The following is a 15,227-nucleotide window of genomic DNA, read 5'->3' as shown; positions in this document are numbered from 1 at the left end:
TCACGGCCACGCTGGCCACCGGCTGCACGGCCAGCGGCACCGTAGCCGTCACCATCAGCCCCGTGCCGGTGGTGAGCGCGGGCGCGGCCGCCACCGTGTGCGCCGGCCAGCCCGTGACGCTGGGGCCCCCGCCCAGCCCGGCTTCACCTATGCCTGGACGCCGGCCGCGGGCCTGAGCAGCGCCACCGCGGCCCAGCCCGTGTACACGGCTGCCAACACTACTGGGGCCCCCATCGTGGTGAAACTCCGGGTGACGGGCACCTCGCCCCAGGGCTGCGCCGGGCGCGATTCGGTGCTCATCACCGTGAACCCGCTGCCGCTCCAGCGCACCATCAACGGGCCGGCTTTTATCTGCGATTCGTCGCAGGCCTTTACCGGCACTTATACGGTGGCGGGGGCCAGCGCCACGGCTACCTACCAGTGGGCAGTGGTGGGCGGCACCCTCATCAGTGGGCAGGGCACGGCCCAGGTCACGGTATTCTTCACCTTGGGGGCCCTCAGCCGCTCGCTGAGCGTGGTGGAAACGTCGGCCTTTGGCTGCACGGGCACGGCGGTTTCCAGCCTGAATATTCTGCTCGACCAGCCCTCCATCAACCTCACCACGGCCTCGGTGGATGCGGCCAGCAACGCCCGCATCCTCCTCACCTTCAGCGTACCCAACGGCACCAACACGCCCAACCAGGTGCAGGTGCTGCGCCGCGTGGCGGGCACCGGGGCCTTTGCCGTGGTGGGCACCGTGGGCCCCACCGCCACCACCTACGCCGATGCCAACGCGGTGGACGCCAGCGCCAATTCCTACGAGTACCAGCTCACCATTGCCAACGGCTGCGGCACCGTGCTGACCACCGCCGTGGCCCAAACCGTGCGCCTGCAAGCCACCGCCACGGCCGGCGCGGGCGGCTTCAGCCAAGGCAGCGTGGCCCTCCGCTGGAACCCCTACGTAGGCTTTTCGGTAAGCGGCTACCGAGTTTACCGCCGCCTCGACGGGGCCCCGGCCGTGCTGCTGGCCACCGTGCCGGCCACCACGCTCGCCTACACCCTCTCCAACGGGGCCCCGGAAACGAGCAGCGACGGCGCGGGCTTCGCCCAGAACTTCCGCGTAATAGCATTTAGCACCGACGCCACTCCCTTGCTCTCGAACTCCAACGAGGCGCTGGTGAGCTTCGCTAACCCGCTGGCGTTCTACAATATCATTACCCCCAACGGCGACAACCGCAACGACCGCCTCGTGATTGACAACGTGGCCCTGTACCCCGGCAACTCGCTCACCATTTTCAACCGCTGGGGCCGCGAGGTGTACGCCACCACCAACTACCAGAACACCTGGGGCGACGCTCCCGACGTGGCCCCGGGCAAGTACTATTACCTCTTCAAGCTGGCCGACGGCAGCAGCACCAAGGGCTGGGTAGAAGTGGTAAAATGAGTCTTGAACCGCAGATTAAGTGGATTTAACGGATAAGAACGGATTGTAGGAGGCGCTAACCAAGTCCCCTGGGGCCCCCAAGGTGGCCTTAAGGAATCCGTTCTTATCCGTTAAATCTGCCTAATCTGCGGTTCAGACAATCCGTTAAATCCACTTAATCTGCGGTTCGGACATTCCGGGGGTTATTTTTGCGGCTCCTTATGAGCAAATTCAAAAATATCCCCGCCGAACTGCTGCGCAACGTCAAAATCCAGGACATGGTGGCCGAGGGCAAGTGCCTGGTGCGCCTCGAGAACCTGGTGATTTTCGTGAGCCAAGTGGCCCCCGGCGACGTGGTGGACCTGCGCGTGACGAAGGCCAAGAAGAACTTCCTGGAGGCCGTGCCCACGAAATTCCACCAGTACTCGGAGCTGCGGGTGGAGCCCTTTTGCCAGCACTTCGGCACCTGCGGCGGCTGCAAGTGGCAGCACCTGAGCTACGACGCTCAGCTGCGCTACAAGCAGCAGCAAGTGGACGACCAGCTCACCCGCATCGGCAAAGTCGAGTTGCCCGAAATCGCCCAGATCCTGCCCTCGCCGGCCCGCACCTACTACCGCAACAAGCTCGAATTCACGTTCAGCGACAACGGCTGGCTGACCACGGAGCAGATCAACGACGACTCGCGCACCTACAACCGCGAGGTGGTGGGCTTCCACACCCCGGCCCGGTTCGACAAGATCATCGACGTGGAACACTGCTGGTTGCAGCCCGAGCCGAGCAACGAAATCCGCCTCTTCATCCGCGACTACGCCCACCAGCACGGCCTGGCCTTCAACAACCTGGTGCGCCAAACCGGCCTGCTGCGCAACCTCATCGTGCGCACGGCCCAGAGCACCGGCGAAACGATGGTGATTTTGCAGTGCTACCGCGCCGACGACGCCATCGAGCCGCTGCTAGATGCGGTGTTGGCCAAGTTCCCCGAAATCACGTCGCTCAACTACGTGCTGAACGACAAGGGCAACGAAACCTTCCACGACCTGGAAGTGGTGTGCTACCGTGGCAAGCCCTACATCGAGGAGGACATGGAAGGCCTGCGCTTCCGCATCGGCCCCAAGTCGTTCTACCAAACCAACTCCGCCGGGGCCCACCAGCTCTACAAAGTGGCCCGCGACTTCGCCGATTTGCAGGGCACCGAGCTGGTGTACGACCTCTACACCGGGGCCGGCACCATCGCCAGCTTCGTGGCCAAAAAGGCCCGCAAGGTCATCGGCGTGGAGTACGTGGAGCAGGCCGTGGCCGACGCCCACGTGAACGCCGAAATCAACGGCATCACCAACACCGAATTCTACGCCGGCGACATGAAGGACATTCTCACCGCTGCCTTCACCGAAACCCACGGCCGCCCCGACCTCATCATCACCGACCCGCCCCGCGCCGGCATGCACCCCGACGTGGTGCAGCGCCTGCTAGAGCTGCGCACCCCGCGCATCGTCTACATCAGCTGCAACCCCGGCACCCAGGCCCGCGACCTGGAACTATTAGACCCCGCCTACCGCGTAACCCGCGTGCAGTCAGTGGACATGTTCCCCCACACCCACCACGTGGAAAACGTGGTGCTGCTGGAGTTACGGTAATTCGTTTTATGAAAACCTATAATCTTGCCGCATTTATCTCGATGATTGTAAGCTGGTTCATTGCAAATATTTCTTTCAATGTACTATATCCAATAATTTATCAAACGCCAGTTTTGACATATTGGATTATTCGATTTGGCTCATTTTCATTCGTATTTTCATTATTAGCTAACATCATTTTTGTATGGGAATCTCTGACTTGGGGCAAAGATTCTTCATGGATTAAAAAGTCTTTTTTTTCAACAAGCAGGCTAAAATTTGCAATATTATTATCACTATACGGAACATTAATTTTTAGCATTCCTGCTGCCGCGTTAATTATAATTTTTCGTTCTTATTGGAATACACGTTTAATTTTATTTTTCATTGAAGCAGCTATTAATGGCTTTGTATATGGCGTAGTTTTTTACGGCATTTGGAAACCTAGCCTTCAAATCAGAAAACAATGGATTACTTCAACGACCCTGAACTGAACGGCAAATACCTCGGCACCATCACCAAGGATTTTGCCACCGTATCCGATACGCTGAAGGAGGCGTCGTACCAGATTCGCAAGCGCAACATCAGCAAGTATCCCATCTTCGTGTTCGCCAAGCAGGAGGTGCCGCTGGGCAGCCTGCTGGTGAATGCCGACGAGCTGAATTTGCAGTGGCACGTGTACGCCAGCTACGTCGAATTATTTATTCAGCAAGGCATTATTGGCGCCGATGGCATCGAGAGTTTCGAGGAGCATTATAAAAACTCCGACGAGTTTTGCTGCCTGTTTGTATTGGATGAGGAGTTCACGAAATTCGTGTTTGTGCCTTACCCGGAGGATTAGTTTTCTTCTCTGTCATCCTGAACGCAGTGAAGGATCTGGGGACAGTAGAACGGTTTGCAGCAATTAATTACTGCACGCCGTTTTGCTGTCCTCAGATCCTTCACTGCGTTCAGGATGACAGGGAGCGGAATTGGTGACTCCTGCCTTAAAAAGCTTTCCAGCCTTGGGCTTGCAGGGGCACGGCTTGGCCGGCTTTGGTGACGAGGTTCACGGCGTCGTCCTTGTCGGTGAGGTGGCCGATGATGGTGATTTCGGGGTGGTTTTTGATTTTTTCGTAGGCCGTGACGGGCAGCGTGAAGAGCAGCTCGTAGTCCTCGCCGCCGTTGAGGGCGCAGGTGAGCGGGTCGAGGTTGAACTCGGCGGCGGCTTCGAGCGTGGGGTTGGCCACCGGAATGTTGTCGGTGAACACCCGGGCCCCCGTGCCGCTGGCGGCGCACAGGTGCATCACTTCCGAGGCCAGGCCATCGGACACGTCGATCATGCTGGTGGGGGTCAGACCCATTTCGCGCAGCTCGTGCACCACGTCGAGGCGGGCCTCGGGGCGGAGCTGGCGCTGCACCACGTACTCATAATTATCTAGTTCGGGCTGGGCCTCGGGGTCGGCTAGGAACACCTGCTTCTCGCGCTCCAGCACTTGCAGGCCCATGTAGGCGCCGCCGAGGTCGCCGCTCACGCAGAGCAAGTCGGTGGGCTTGCCGCCCGAGCGGCGCACGCCTGGCCGGCGGGGGCCTCGCCCAGCACCGTGATGGCCAGCGTGAGGCCGGTGCGGGTGCTGGTGGTGTCGCCGCCCACCAGGTCAACGTTGTAGGCCTCGCAGGCCAAGCGTACGCCTTCGTACAGCTCCTCAATGGCTTCCACCGAGAAGCGCGACGGCACGGCCAGGCCCAGCACCAGCTGGGTGGGCAGGGCGTTCATGGCGGCAATATCGGACACGTTCACGGCCACGGCTTTGTAGCCCAGGTGCTTGAGCGGGCAAAACGACAGGTCGAAATGCACGCCCTCCACCAGTAGGTCGGTGGTCATCACCACTTCCTGCCCGGCAGTAGGGGCCAGGATGGCGGCGTCGTCGCCGATGCCGAGCACGGTGCCGGGCTGGCGCAGGGTAATTTTTTGCTGAAGGCGGCGGATGAGGCCAAATTCGCCGAGGGCGTGGAGCGGGGTGAGGTCGGACATGGGCAGAGCGCGGGGAAATGGGCCGGTGGCGGCCCGGCCCCAAAGGTACGGCCGGGGCCCCCGGGGCGTTTGGCTGGGGCCCCAGGGGCGTTTAGCCAGGGCCCGGGGGGGAATGCGACCCGTACCACAAGCTGTGCTTGGTTTTGCCCCAGGGCCCCATACGCGAGACCAAGCACAGCTTGGTGGTACAGGTGAGCGACGCCACAACGTGCATTCTCCTGCATTCCTAACCTTCTCCCACATTTCCCCGCATTCCTTCACATCTCCCCAAATTCTCCACATAATCCTACATTCTCCACACTTCCTATCTTCCCCGCGGATACCGGGCGGCTACCTTTGTCGTTGTCCGTTCACACCTCTATCCGCCCGCCGCTATGCCGCGCCCGTTTCGCTCCGCTTCTCTTAAATCCATTTTCGGGGCCCTATTAATCGTGGTGGCCTGCGCCGCCTCGTGCAAGCGCGACGGCGGCACCGCCCGCTCCGCCGCCGACCCCGCCTCGGCCACGGCCGTGCAATCGCAGCTGACGGTGCTGCGCGACTCGGCCGACGCCAAGTGGCAGGCCATGGTGGCCAGCGACGACCAGAAAATCGGCATCACGCGCCTGTTGCTGCGCGAGTTGCAGCAGCAGCCCGGGTCCAACCCCACGCAGCTGGGGGCCCTGGCCGCCGCCAACGACCGCCTCAAGGCCCGGCGCTACACCCAAACCAACCTGCCCTCGGCCCAGATCGACACCTACGACGCCGCCCAGGATTCGCTGCTGCACGCCCTCTACCCCGTGGCCGCGCCCGTCGGTGGGGCCCCCACCGAAAACGCCCGCAACTTCGTGGAAGGCCTCCAGCAGCTCGACGCCGGCGTGGCCAGCTTCCGCATTCAGTACGACCGCGCCGCCAAGCAGTACAACGCCTACCTGGCCCTGCACCAGGCCGACGTGGCCCACTTCGGCGGCAAGTACCCGGCGCCGCAGCCGCTGCCCATCTTCGAGCTGGCGTCCCCGCAGTAACTCGCCTTACAAGTACGTAGCTTGGACTTTGTAGTCCGAGCGCGAGCGCAGCGAGCATCTTGCTCGCAGCAACGGCACCGTTCGCTACGCTCACACTCGGACTACAAAGTCCGAGCTACTGTAAATCATGCTTCTACCCACCAGATCATTACGCGCCGCCGTGCTGCTAACCATTGCGACGGCGGGCGCGGCCTGCCACCGGGGCCCCAGCGCCGCGGCCTGCACCACGCCCGCCACCGTGCGCGACCTCAGCGGCCTCGACGGCTGCGGGAAGGTGCTGGAGCTGGCCGGCGGGGTACGCCTGCTGCCCAATGGCCCGGTGTGGCAGGGCTTCGCATCCACTGCGGGCCAGCGCGTTACCATCAGCTACACGCCGCTGGCGGGCGTGATGACAACCTGCATGGCGGGCCAGTCGGTGACAGTTACCTGCATTGAGGCGGCCCGGTAGCGGGCGTGTGGGGGCCCCGGCTGGGGCATGGTAGCGGCGGTTGCACCGGGGCCCGGTGGGCGCAGCGGTTTGGCATGATGGTTGGCTAGGCGATAACGAGTTATTGCTATTTTTTCCATCCATCTTATCAATTTCCTCCGCCATGTTACATTTCATATTGCGGCGGCTCCTGCCCCTGGTAGTACTTGTCAGCCTTGGCCTTTCCTCCTGCGTGGTGCGCGAGCCGCGCCGCGGCTACGGCTACGGCCGCCATGACCAGTACGACGACCACCACGGCCGGCACGATCATCACGACCGGTACGGCCGCTATAGCCGGCACTAAACGGCCCGGCCCCGGGGCCCCCTAATGCAACGAGCCGCCCGGAATACTCCGGACGCTCGTGCATTAGGGGGCCCCGATGCGCTTACAAAGCGGCCATCTCCTCGCGCACGAAGTCGGCCAGGGTGCGCAGGTAGTCGGTGCTGAAGTCGAAGCGGATGCCAGCGGCGGCGTAAATCTGGCCGATGGGCGCGGTGTAGCCCAGGGCTAGGGCCCGCTTGTAGGCCGCCAGGCCCTCGGCGGGGTTTTGGCGGTAGTGGCGCCACACGGCAATGGCCCCGAGCTGCGCCATGGCGTACTCGATGTAGTAGAAAGGCACTTCGTAGAGGTGCAGCTGCTTCTGCCACAGGTAGGGCTTGATGCCCTCCAGCCCGCGCCAGTCCACGGTGCGCTGGTTGAACTCGTCGAAGATTTCCGTCCAGCGGTGGTGGCGCTCGGTTTCGGTGTGCGCCGGGTGCTCGTACACCCAGTGCTGGAACTTGTCGATGGTGGCCACCCAGGGGAAGGTTTCAAGCACGCTCTCCAGGTGCGTTTTCTTGGCCCGGCGCAGGTCGGCGGGGTTCTCAAAAAATACGTCCCAGTGGTCCATGCTGATCAGCTCCATGCTCATCGAAGCCAGCTCGGCTACCTCCGACGGCGGGTGCTTGTCGGCGCCCAGCGCCAGGTGGCGCGTGAGGAAGCTGTGCACGGCGTGGCCGCCTTCGTGCAGCATCGTCACCACGTCGCGCAGGCTGCTGGTGGCGTTCATGAAAATGAACGGCACGCCGGTTTCGTCGAGCGGGTAGTTGTAGCCGCCGGGGGCTTTGCCCTTGCGGCTTTCCAGGTCGAGCTGGCCCATCTGGCGCATGGTGCGCAGGCAATCGCCCAGGTACGGGTCGAGGGCCTGGAACACAGCGATGGTCTTTTCCAGCAGCTCTTCGCCGGTGGCAAAGGGGCGCAGCGGCGGCTGGCCGCTGGGGTCCACGTCGAGGTCCCAGGGGCGCAGGGCGGGCTGGTTCAGGTCCTGGCGGCGCTCCAGGTCGAGGTCGTCAATCAGCGGCACCACCGTTTCGCGGATGGCGCGGTGGAAGTTGAAGCAATCCTGCGCCGTGTAGTCGAACCGGCCCAGCGCGGCAAACATGTAGTCGCGGAAGTTGCTAAAATCGGCGTTCAACGCCACCTGGTGGCGCAGGCCCACCAATTCGGTAAACAGCGCGTCGAGGCTTTTGGCGTCGAGCAGGCGGCGCTGCTGCACGGCGCGCCAGGCGGTTTCACGCACGGCGCGGTTGGGGCTTTTGAGGCGGTCGGCGGCCTGGGGCAGGGTCAGCTCCTCGCCGTCGAGCGTCACGGTCATGGCCCCGGCGGTGGCGGCATACTGCTGCTGCTTGGTGCTGATTTCGGTTTTCAGCGGGATGTTCTCGGCCCGGTAAATTTCCGAAGCCCGGCGCACCGAGCGCAGAAACACGCCGTAGCGCGCCTCATCGAGCCCGCCGAGGTAAGGCGAGGCCAGCATCTTCTCGTTCAGGGCGTGGTCGTAGGGGGCCACGCGGGGCTCAATCTCGTTCACGAAGTACTGGAACGCCTCGGAGCGGCCAGCGTCCTGGGTGGCGCAGGTCATGCGGATATAGCGCCAGGCCAGGTCCTCGCTCAGCACGGCCTCTAGCTCCGAGCGGTCGAGCAACCAGCGTTCCAGCGCATCAGCCGAAGCCACGGGGCGGGCCGCCAACTCCTGGAAGTAGGACTCCAGCGCGGCCCAGTCCGTCACCTGAAAATCTTCGGGCACGTAGTGGCGCGGGGGCCGCTGGGTGTCGGTGGCCGAGGCGGCCGAGGGTTCAGCAAATTGAATCATCAGAAGAAAAAGTAAGCGTCGTGAGGGCGCGGGTGAGCGCGGCCGGCGCGGTATGCAATATCTGCAATATTCCACAAAATAGGGCCCCGGGGCTGGCCGGCGAAGGCCTGCAAACTCTTAGCCCAGGCAAAAAGTTGCCTGGGGCCCCTAGCCTATCTCAATCACCACGTCGTCGGTTTGGGGGTGGGCCACGCAGGTGAGGATGTAGCCTAGCTTCAGTTCCGAATCCGATAAGCCGTCACGCTCGTCGAGGTGCACCTTGCCACTCAAGCACTTACCGCGGCAGGCGGTGCACACCCCCGCCTGGCACGAGTAGGGCAGGTCGATGTCCTGGTCGAGGGCCGCGTCGAGGATGGTGGTGCCGGCGGGCACGGCCACCACGTACTCGGCCCCTTCGTACTGCACCGTGACGCGCCGGGCCCCGGCGGGCGCATCGGCCGGGTTGGCCGACACATCGCCGTGCGCGCGCCGCCGCCACGGCTGCTTCCTCAAAAGTGCTGGTCGAGGCCGTGAAGCTCTCCCAATGCACCCGGCTCTCGGGCACGCCCAGCAGGTCGAACGCAGCGCGCGCCTCCGTCATCAGCCCCTCGGGGCCGCAGAGAAAATACTCAGCCTGCTCGGCCGGAAACTGGTGGCGCTGCTCCAAAATGCGCAGCAGCGTAGTGCGGTTGAGGCGGCCGGTGTGCTGGTGGGGGCCCCCGGGGCGCAGCGGCTGGCTGTACACGTGCTCCACTTGCAGGCGGCCGCGGCTGCTGGCTTCCAGTTGCGCGAGCTGGTCTTTGAAAATGACATTTTCCTCGTTGCGGTTGCCATAGATGAGCAGCACGTGGCTGGCCGCTTCACCGTGCAGCACGGCCTTCAGCATGGCCATGAGCGGGGTGATGCCCGAGCCGGCGCCCACCAGCACCAGCGAGCGGGCGGCCTTGGGGCTGGGCTTGAGGGTGAAGTTGCCGAGCGGGTTCATCACTTCAATTTCTTGGCCCACGCGCACGGTATCCAGCAAGTAGTTGCTCATCAGGCCGCCCAGCACCCGCTTCACCGTCACGGCCAGGCGCGGGGCCTCGTGCGGGGTGCTGCTGAGCGAGTAGGCGCGGCGCTCCTTTTTGCCACCGGGCCCGCAGGGCAGGATCAGGGTCAGGAACTGGCCGGGCTGGGCCGCAACGGGCTGCCGGTCGGGCCGCTCCAGGTGAATGGTGATGGCATCGGGGGTTTCCTGAGTCAGCGCAACAACGGTCAGGGTTTGGTACATCTTAATATAGTAGCGGAGGGAATGGATACGGGAAAGAGGCGGCCGGGGATTGGCCGGGCCGCCGGGGCCCCCACGGGGCGGGCAGCAGCCGGCGCAAAACCGGGCCCCAAAGGTAACTTGCCGCGGCCCCGGGGGTTTTGCCGTCGGGGCCCCCGCGCCAAAATTTTGCCCATGCCCACTCCTTTCCTCCGCGCCCTGGCGCTGGCCCCGGCCGCGCCGGTGGTGCCCGTGCCCCTGGGGGCCCCCAGCGCCGCCCGCCTCGATTTCACCGCCGCCAACCCGCTCCTCACCCCCGAGGCCCTGCGCGACACGCCGGCTTTCGACGCGCTGGTGCAGCAAATGCTGGCCGCCCAGCACGCCACCGCCGGCCTCGGCGGCTACCTCGAAAACCGCGTCATCTACCGCCGCAGCGCCCATTTTGGGGCGGCCGAGGGGGTCCGCTCCCTGCACCTGGGCGTGGACGTGTGGGTGCCCGCCGGCACGCCCGTGGCCGCGCCGCTGCCTGCCACCGTGCACAGCTTGGCCGACAACAACAATTTCGGCGACTACGGCCCCACCGTTATTTTGGAGCACGAGCTGGCCGGCACTACCTTCTACAGCCTCTACGGCCACCTGGGCCGCGCCGAGTGGGGGGCCCTGCGCCCCGGCCAGGCCCTAGCCGCTGGCGAAACCTTCGCCACCGTGGGGCCCTATCCTGAAAACGGCGACTGGCCCCCGCACCTGCACTTCCAACTAATGCTGGACCTGCAAGGCCGCCAAGGCGACTTTCCCGGCGTGGCCCGGCCCGACGAGCGCGCCCAGTGGGCCGCCCGCTGCCCCGACCCCAACTTGCTGCTGCGCTCGCCCCTGCTGTAGCGTGGACGCTAGGCTTTTTCCGCCGGCTGCCCGGTAATCGTTGCGTTGTTGCGGAATGTAGCGCGGACTTTGAAGTCCGCGCTACAGCCGTTCAATTAGTCGAACTTGATGGCCACTACGGGCTTAATCCGCGAGATTAAGTACGTGGGGATGAGGATGGCCAGTAGCGTGGTGCCGAAGGTGGCCACGTTGAGGATGAGCAGCACTTTGAAGTCCCAGAAAATTGGCACGCGGTCCATGTAGTAGTTCTCGGGGTCGAGGGGAATGACCTTGAAGAAGTACTGGATGGCGCAGAAGCCCAGCCCCACAGCGTTGCCGATGAGCATACCGCGCACCGTGAGCGAGAGGCCCCGGAAGAAGAAAATCCGCCGGATCTGGTTGTCCGTCGACCCCAGCGCCTTCAGCACGCCAATCATGTTGGTGCGCTCTAAAATCATGATAAAAATGGTGGCCACCATGTTGAACGTGGCCACGAAAATAATGAGCACCAAGAAGATGATGACGTTGCGGTTGAGCAATTGCAGCCAGTCGAAAAGCTGGGCGTACTGCTCGGTAATCTTGTCGATTTTCAGGTCGTAAGGCAGCGCCTCGTAGAGCTGGTCGGCGGTGCGGTCGAGGCGCTTGAAGTCTTTGAGCACCACTTCCAGGCCCCCCACCAGCGAGTCGGGCCAGGCGTTCAGCTCCCGAATCTGGCGGATGTCGCCCACCACGTAGGCATCGTCGAACTCGTCGAGCCCGGTTTGGTAAATGCCGCTCACCCGGAGGCGCCGGATACGGGGCGGGTTCTGAATAAAGTAAAAAACTGCCGCGCTGCCCACCTTGAGGTTCAGCTTGTTGGCCATCTTGCGCGAGAGCAGCACGTCGGTGCTGGCCGAGTCGGCGGGGAAGTGCAGAAACTCGCCCGCCACCAGGTTTTGGCGCATGGGCGACTGGCCCTCCTTCTCGTCGATGCCCTTCATCACCACGCCCAGCACCTCGTCGGGGGTTTTGATGATGGCCGTTTTGTAGGCGTAGGCCTGCACCGTTTTCACCTGCGGGAACTGGTGCAGGCGCTTCTCAACGGACGGGGCCCCGATGGGCGCCACTTCAAGCGAATTGTTGGTGTCGTAGCGCGACACCTGGAGGTGGGCCCCGAACGAGAAAATCTTGCTCTGAATCTCGTTGCGAAACCCTTGCAGGATGGCAAACGACACAATCATCACGCCCAGCCCCATGGCGATGCTGATGATGGCTATTTTTGTGACCGACGAAGTGAAGGAGCCGGAATCAGCCCCGCCGTCGATTTTGTGCGATATGTAGCGGGCAACGTTCATGCAGTGCCGTAAAGCTACGCAGATTGCGCACCCCCGAACTCGGAATTTTCGCTTTTCCACGCAAACTAACGCCCTTTCCGCCATGCCCGCCCCCGTTTCCCTTCCATTTCTGGCCTTGCTACTGGCACTGCGCACCTGCCCCGCCGCGCCAGGGCCTACCGCGGCCCAGCCGGCAGCGGGGGCCCCAGCCGCCCCCGAGCCGGCCAGCCCGGTGGTGGGCGCCGCCCAGCTGGCCAAGTACCTGCCGCTGCTGCAAGGCAAGCGCGTGGGCCTGGTCGTCAACCAGTCGAGCTGCGTGGGCAACGCCTACCTCGTGGACACGCTGCGCAGCCGGGGCGTGAACGTGGCGGCCATCTTCGCGCCCGAGCACGGCTTCCGCGGCGAGGCCGCCGACGGGGCCCTCATCCAGGACGGGCGCGATGCCCGCAGCGGAGTACTCGTGCGCTCGCTGTACGGCAAAACCCGGAAGCCCACCCCCGAAATGCTGGCCGACGTGGACGTGCTAATCTTCGATATTCAGGACGTGGGGGCCCGGTTCTACACCTTCATCAGCACGCTGCACTTGGTGATGGAAGCCGCCGCCGAGCAGGGCAAATCCGTCATCGTGCTCGACCGGCCCAACCCCAACGGGGCAGCCGTGGACGGCCCCGTGCGCGAGCCCGCCTTCGTTTCGTTCGTGGCCCAAGACCCGCTGCCCATCGCCCACGGCCTCACGGTGGGCGAGCTGGCGGGCATGATAAACGGCGAGAAGTGGCTGGCCGGCGGCCGGCGCTGCCCCCTCACGGTGGTGCCGCTGGGCCCCGGCTACACCCACGCCACGCCCTACGCCCTGCCCGTGCGCCCCTCGCCCAACCTGCCCACGCCCCACGCCGTGGCCCTCTACCCCACCATCTGCTTATTCGAGGGCACCAACATCAGCGTGGGCCGCGGCACCGATATCCCCTTCGAGGCCATTGGGGGCCCCACGCAGCCGGCCAGCCGGCCGTTCTCGTTCACGCCCCAGCCCAACGCCGGCTCGCCCACCCCACCGCTCAATGGCCAGCTTTGCTACGGCCTCGATTTGCGCGGGGCCCCGGTACCGCCCACTGGCTTCTCGGTGCAGTACCTGCTCGATTTTTATAAGCAAAGCACCGACAAGGAGCATTTTTTCAACAAGCGTTTTGAGGAGCTGAGCGGCACGGTAGCCATGCGCCCGCAGATCATCGCCGGCAAAACCGAGGCCGAAATCCGCGCCTCCTGGGAGCCCGGGCTGGGCCAGTTCAAGCAAATGCGCCAGAAGTATTTGCTGTATCCGGAGCGGTAAGGTCGGGGCGGGCTGCCGGCTCTCGCCGGCTGCCCGCTAATCGTTGCGGTTGTTGGCAGGGCCCCGGCAGCAGCTCAACCATACCACGGGGCCCGGGCGATTACCGGGCAGCCGGCGAAAAGCCGGCAGCTCGGGCCACCCACCACCCAACGCGCGCGCCATTCATTCACTACCCAACTCACCATTCTTTCCCACATGCTGAACATCATTTTTATGGGCACGCCCGACTTTGCGGTGGCCACCCTGGAGGCGCTGCTGGGCTGGCCCGGCGGCCGGGTGGTGGCCGTCGTTACGGCCCCCGACGGCCCGCGGGGCGCGGCCGCCAGCTCCAGGCCTCGGCCGTGAAGGCCGCCGCCGAGGGCCACGGCCTGCCCGTGCTGCAACCCACCAACCTAAAATCGCCCGAATTCCAAGCCGAATTAAAAAGCTACGGCGCTGATCTGCAAGTGGTGGTGGCCTTCCGGATGCTGCCCGAGGCGGTGTGGGCCATGCCGCGGCTGGGCAGCATCAACATCCACGCCTCGCTGCTGCCGCAGTACCGCGGCGCGGCGCCCATCAACTGGGCCCTCATCCGGGGCGAAACGGAAACCGGCGTGAGCAGCTTTTTCCTGCGCCACGAAATCGACACCGGCGACCTGATTTTCCAGGACCGCGTGGCCATCGCGCCAGCGGATGATTTTGGCACGCTCTACACCAAGCTCAAGCACGCCGGGGCCCTGCTGGCGCGCCGCTCGGTGGAGGCCCTGGCCGCCGGCACCGCTCCCAGCCTGCCCCAGCAAATGGACGGCGACCTGCGCCCAGCCCCCAAAATCAGCAAGGAAACCGGCCGGCTCGACCTCACCCAGTCGGCCGTCGATTTGGTGAACCTGGTGCGCGGCCTCGCACCCGCCCCCGCGGCCTTCGCGCCGCTGCCCGATGGCCGCATTCTTAAAATATTCCGCGCCGAAGCCCTGCCCGCCGGCTCGGACGAAGCGCCCGGTACCTGGGCCACCGACGGCCGCCACTACCTGCGCGTGCGCGCCGCCGACGGCTGGCTCGATCTGCTCGACATTCAGGCCGAGGGCAAGAAGCGCCTCGGCGTAGAGGAGTTTTTACGGGGCAATAAGGTCATTTAACATTGAGCATTTATCATTTAACAGCTGCTGGGGGCCCGAATTTCCACTTGGCTCATCAGTGCATTTAAATGGCTTATGCCAACTGCTTTTGACCTTATTACTTGTTAAATGTTAATTGATAACTGTTAAATAACAATGGTAGCATTGGTAGTGGCCGTGGCCGACAACGACGTAATCGGCCGCGACGGGCAGTTGCCCTGGGGCCGGATGAAGACTGATTTGCAGCACTTCAAGGCCCTTACCCTGGGCCACCCGGTGGTGATGGGCCGCAAGACCTACGACAGCATCGGCCGGGCCCTGCCGGGGCGACCCAACCTAGTAGTGACGCGCCAGGCCGGCTGGGCCGCGCCCGGCTGCGAGGCCGTGGCATCGGTGCTGGGGGCCCTGGCCCGCGCTCAGGAGCTGGACGGCGAAGTGGTGTGCGTCATCGGCGGCGGCGAAATTTACCGCGAGGCCCTGAACGCGGCCGACGTGGTGCACCTCACCGAAGTACACCACGCCTTCGAGGGCGACGCCACCTTCCCTGCCCTTTCCCCCACCACCTGGCGCGAGGAAACCCGCGAGCGGCACGAAGCCGACGCCGATAATCCCTACGCCTTCAGCTTCGTGACGCTGCGCCGCCGCTGAAGCGTTTGGTTGTCGGCTGCGCGTTGGCAGGCTTTGGGGCCCCAGGGCGGTGGTCCGAAACGGGGGTGGTCCGGCGAATTGCCCGAAGGGCTTCGTCGCACTCTTATAAGAAAACAGCGGCCCCGGGGCAATGCAAGAGT

At 64.1% G+C, this 15,227-nt stretch carries 16 protein-coding genes and 1 pseudogene; 12 read left to right on the top strand and 5 right to left on the bottom strand.

Going from position 1 to position 15,227, the window contains the following annotated elements; genetic code table 11:
* The first annotated feature begins 97 nt into the window (after positions 1-97).
* From BEN49_RS02535 to BEN49_RS02525, 4 genes are all read left to right on the top strand, one after another.
* Entirely contained in the window at positions 98-1,423 is a 1,326-nt protein-coding gene (locus BEN49_RS02535; RefSeq protein WP_070740311.1) for a T9SS type B sorting domain-containing protein, read from the top strand.
* 200 nt (positions 1,424-1,623) lie between these two features.
* On the top strand, positions 1,624-3,036 hold the full coding sequence (gene rlmD, locus BEN49_RS02530) for a 23S rRNA (uracil(1939)-C(5))-methyltransferase RlmD (RefSeq protein WP_070740308.1): 1,413 nt from the start codon (positions 1,624-1,626) through the stop codon (positions 3,034-3,036).
* An 8-nt stretch (positions 3,037-3,044) separates the two neighbouring features.
* On the top strand, positions 3,045-3,509 hold the full coding sequence (locus tag BEN49_RS26535; protein ID WP_125916442.1) for a hypothetical protein: 465 nt from the start codon (positions 3,045-3,047) through the stop codon (positions 3,507-3,509).
* On the top strand, positions 3,482-3,856 hold the full coding sequence (locus tag BEN49_RS02525; RefSeq protein ID WP_070740305.1) for a hypothetical protein: 375 nt from the start codon (positions 3,482-3,484) through the stop codon (positions 3,854-3,856). The genes BEN49_RS26535 and BEN49_RS02525 overlap by 28 nt, the downstream gene beginning before the upstream one ends.
* 145 nt (positions 3,857-4,001) lie before the next feature.
* Here the strand turns inward: BEN49_RS02525 and thiL are convergent.
* Positions 4,002-5,029 (bottom strand): annotated as a pseudogene (gene thiL / locus BEN49_RS02520) (thiamine-phosphate kinase).
* A 374-nt stretch (positions 5,030-5,403) separates the two neighbouring features.
* On the opposite strand from thiL, the gene BEN49_RS02515 reads away from it, so the two are divergent.
* The 3 genes from BEN49_RS02515 to BEN49_RS26530 all read left to right on the top strand — a co-directional run bounded on the left by BEN49_RS02515 (position 5,404) and on the right by BEN49_RS26530 (position 6,800).
* Entirely contained in the window at positions 5,404-6,030 is a 627-nt protein-coding gene (locus tag BEN49_RS02515) for a hypothetical protein (RefSeq protein ID WP_125916440.1), read from the top strand.
* A gap of 127 nt (positions 6,031-6,157) precedes the next feature.
* Complete coding sequence (locus tag BEN49_RS02510; protein WP_125916438.1) at positions 6,158-6,478, top strand: hypothetical protein; 321 nt, start codon at positions 6,158-6,160, stop codon at positions 6,476-6,478.
* Between the two features lie 142 nt (positions 6,479-6,620).
* Positions 6,621-6,800 carry a hypothetical protein gene (locus tag BEN49_RS26530; RefSeq protein WP_125916436.1) on the top strand — a complete coding sequence of 60 codons (180 nt, stop codon included), beginning with the start codon at positions 6,621-6,623 and terminating at the stop codon, positions 6,798-6,800.
* Positions 6,801-6,882: 82 nt separating this feature from the next.
* On the opposite strand, the gene BEN49_RS02505 is transcribed toward BEN49_RS26530, so the two are convergent.
* The 3 genes from BEN49_RS02505 to BEN49_RS02500 form a co-directional block, all read right to left on the bottom strand.
* Positions 6,883-8,625: a M3 family oligoendopeptidase gene (locus BEN49_RS02505; protein ID WP_070740296.1), complete on the bottom strand. Its 1,743-nt coding sequence runs from the start codon at positions 8,623-8,625 to the stop codon at positions 6,883-6,885.
* A gap of 147 nt (positions 8,626-8,772) precedes the next feature.
* Positions 8,773-8,997, bottom strand: coding sequence for a 2Fe-2S iron-sulfur cluster-binding protein (locus BEN49_RS29150; protein WP_239691787.1), 225 nt, complete (start codon positions 8,995-8,997; stop codon positions 8,773-8,775).
* A complete protein-coding gene (locus BEN49_RS02500) occupies positions 8,900-9,874 on the bottom strand; it encodes an FAD-binding oxidoreductase (protein WP_239691786.1) in 975 nt (324 codons plus the stop codon). The genes BEN49_RS29150 and BEN49_RS02500 overlap by 98 nt, the downstream gene beginning before the upstream one ends.
* A 171-nt stretch (positions 9,875-10,045) precedes the next feature.
* On the opposite strand from BEN49_RS02500, the gene BEN49_RS02495 reads away from it, so the two are divergent.
* The gene (locus BEN49_RS02495; protein ID WP_083325698.1) at positions 10,046-10,729 is read left to right on the top strand and encodes a peptidoglycan DD-metalloendopeptidase family protein; all 684 of its coding nucleotides are present in this window, start codon (positions 10,046-10,048) and stop codon (positions 10,727-10,729) included.
* Between the two features lie 95 nt (positions 10,730-10,824).
* Here BEN49_RS02495 and BEN49_RS02490 read toward each other — a convergent pair whose 3' ends face one another.
* Complete coding sequence (locus tag BEN49_RS02490; RefSeq protein ID WP_070740293.1) at positions 10,825-12,042, bottom strand: ABC transporter permease; 1,218 nt, start codon at positions 12,040-12,042, stop codon at positions 10,825-10,827.
* An 82-nt stretch (positions 12,043-12,124) separates the two neighbouring features.
* On the opposite strand from BEN49_RS02490, the gene BEN49_RS02485 reads away from it, so the two are divergent.
* The 4 genes from BEN49_RS02485 to BEN49_RS02475 all read left to right on the top strand — a co-directional run bounded on the left by BEN49_RS02485 (position 12,125) and on the right by BEN49_RS02475 (position 15,087).
* Positions 12,125-13,345, top strand: a complete 1,221-nt coding sequence (locus tag BEN49_RS02485) for an exo-beta-N-acetylmuramidase NamZ family protein (protein ID WP_070740291.1) — start codon at positions 12,125-12,127, stop codon at positions 13,343-13,345.
* 195 nt (positions 13,346-13,540) lie between these two features.
* Positions 13,541-13,690: a hypothetical protein gene (locus tag BEN49_RS31260; protein ID WP_498366023.1), complete on the top strand. Its 150-nt coding sequence runs from the start codon at positions 13,541-13,543 to the stop codon at positions 13,688-13,690.
* Positions 13,687-14,460 (top strand): methionyl-tRNA formyltransferase, encoded by a 774-nt coding sequence (locus BEN49_RS02480; RefSeq protein WP_498366022.1) that lies wholly within the window; start codon positions 13,687-13,689, stop codon positions 14,458-14,460. Before BEN49_RS31260 ends, BEN49_RS02480 begins: the two co-directional genes overlap by 4 nt.
* Before the next feature lie 135 nt (positions 14,461-14,595).
* Positions 14,596-15,087, top strand: coding sequence for a dihydrofolate reductase (locus BEN49_RS02475; RefSeq protein WP_070740288.1), 492 nt, complete (start codon positions 14,596-14,598; stop codon positions 15,085-15,087).
* The last annotated feature ends 140 nt before the right edge of the window (positions 15,088-15,227 follow it).

The sequence above is a fragment of the Hymenobacter coccineus genome, from assembly GCF_001816125.1.
In the GTDB taxonomy this organism is placed as follows: Bacteria; Bacteroidota; Bacteroidia; order Cytophagales; family Hymenobacteraceae; genus Hymenobacter; species Hymenobacter coccineus.
The sequence above is the reverse complement of the archived record's forward strand: the minus strand, read 5'-3'. Positions and strand labels throughout refer to the sequence as shown.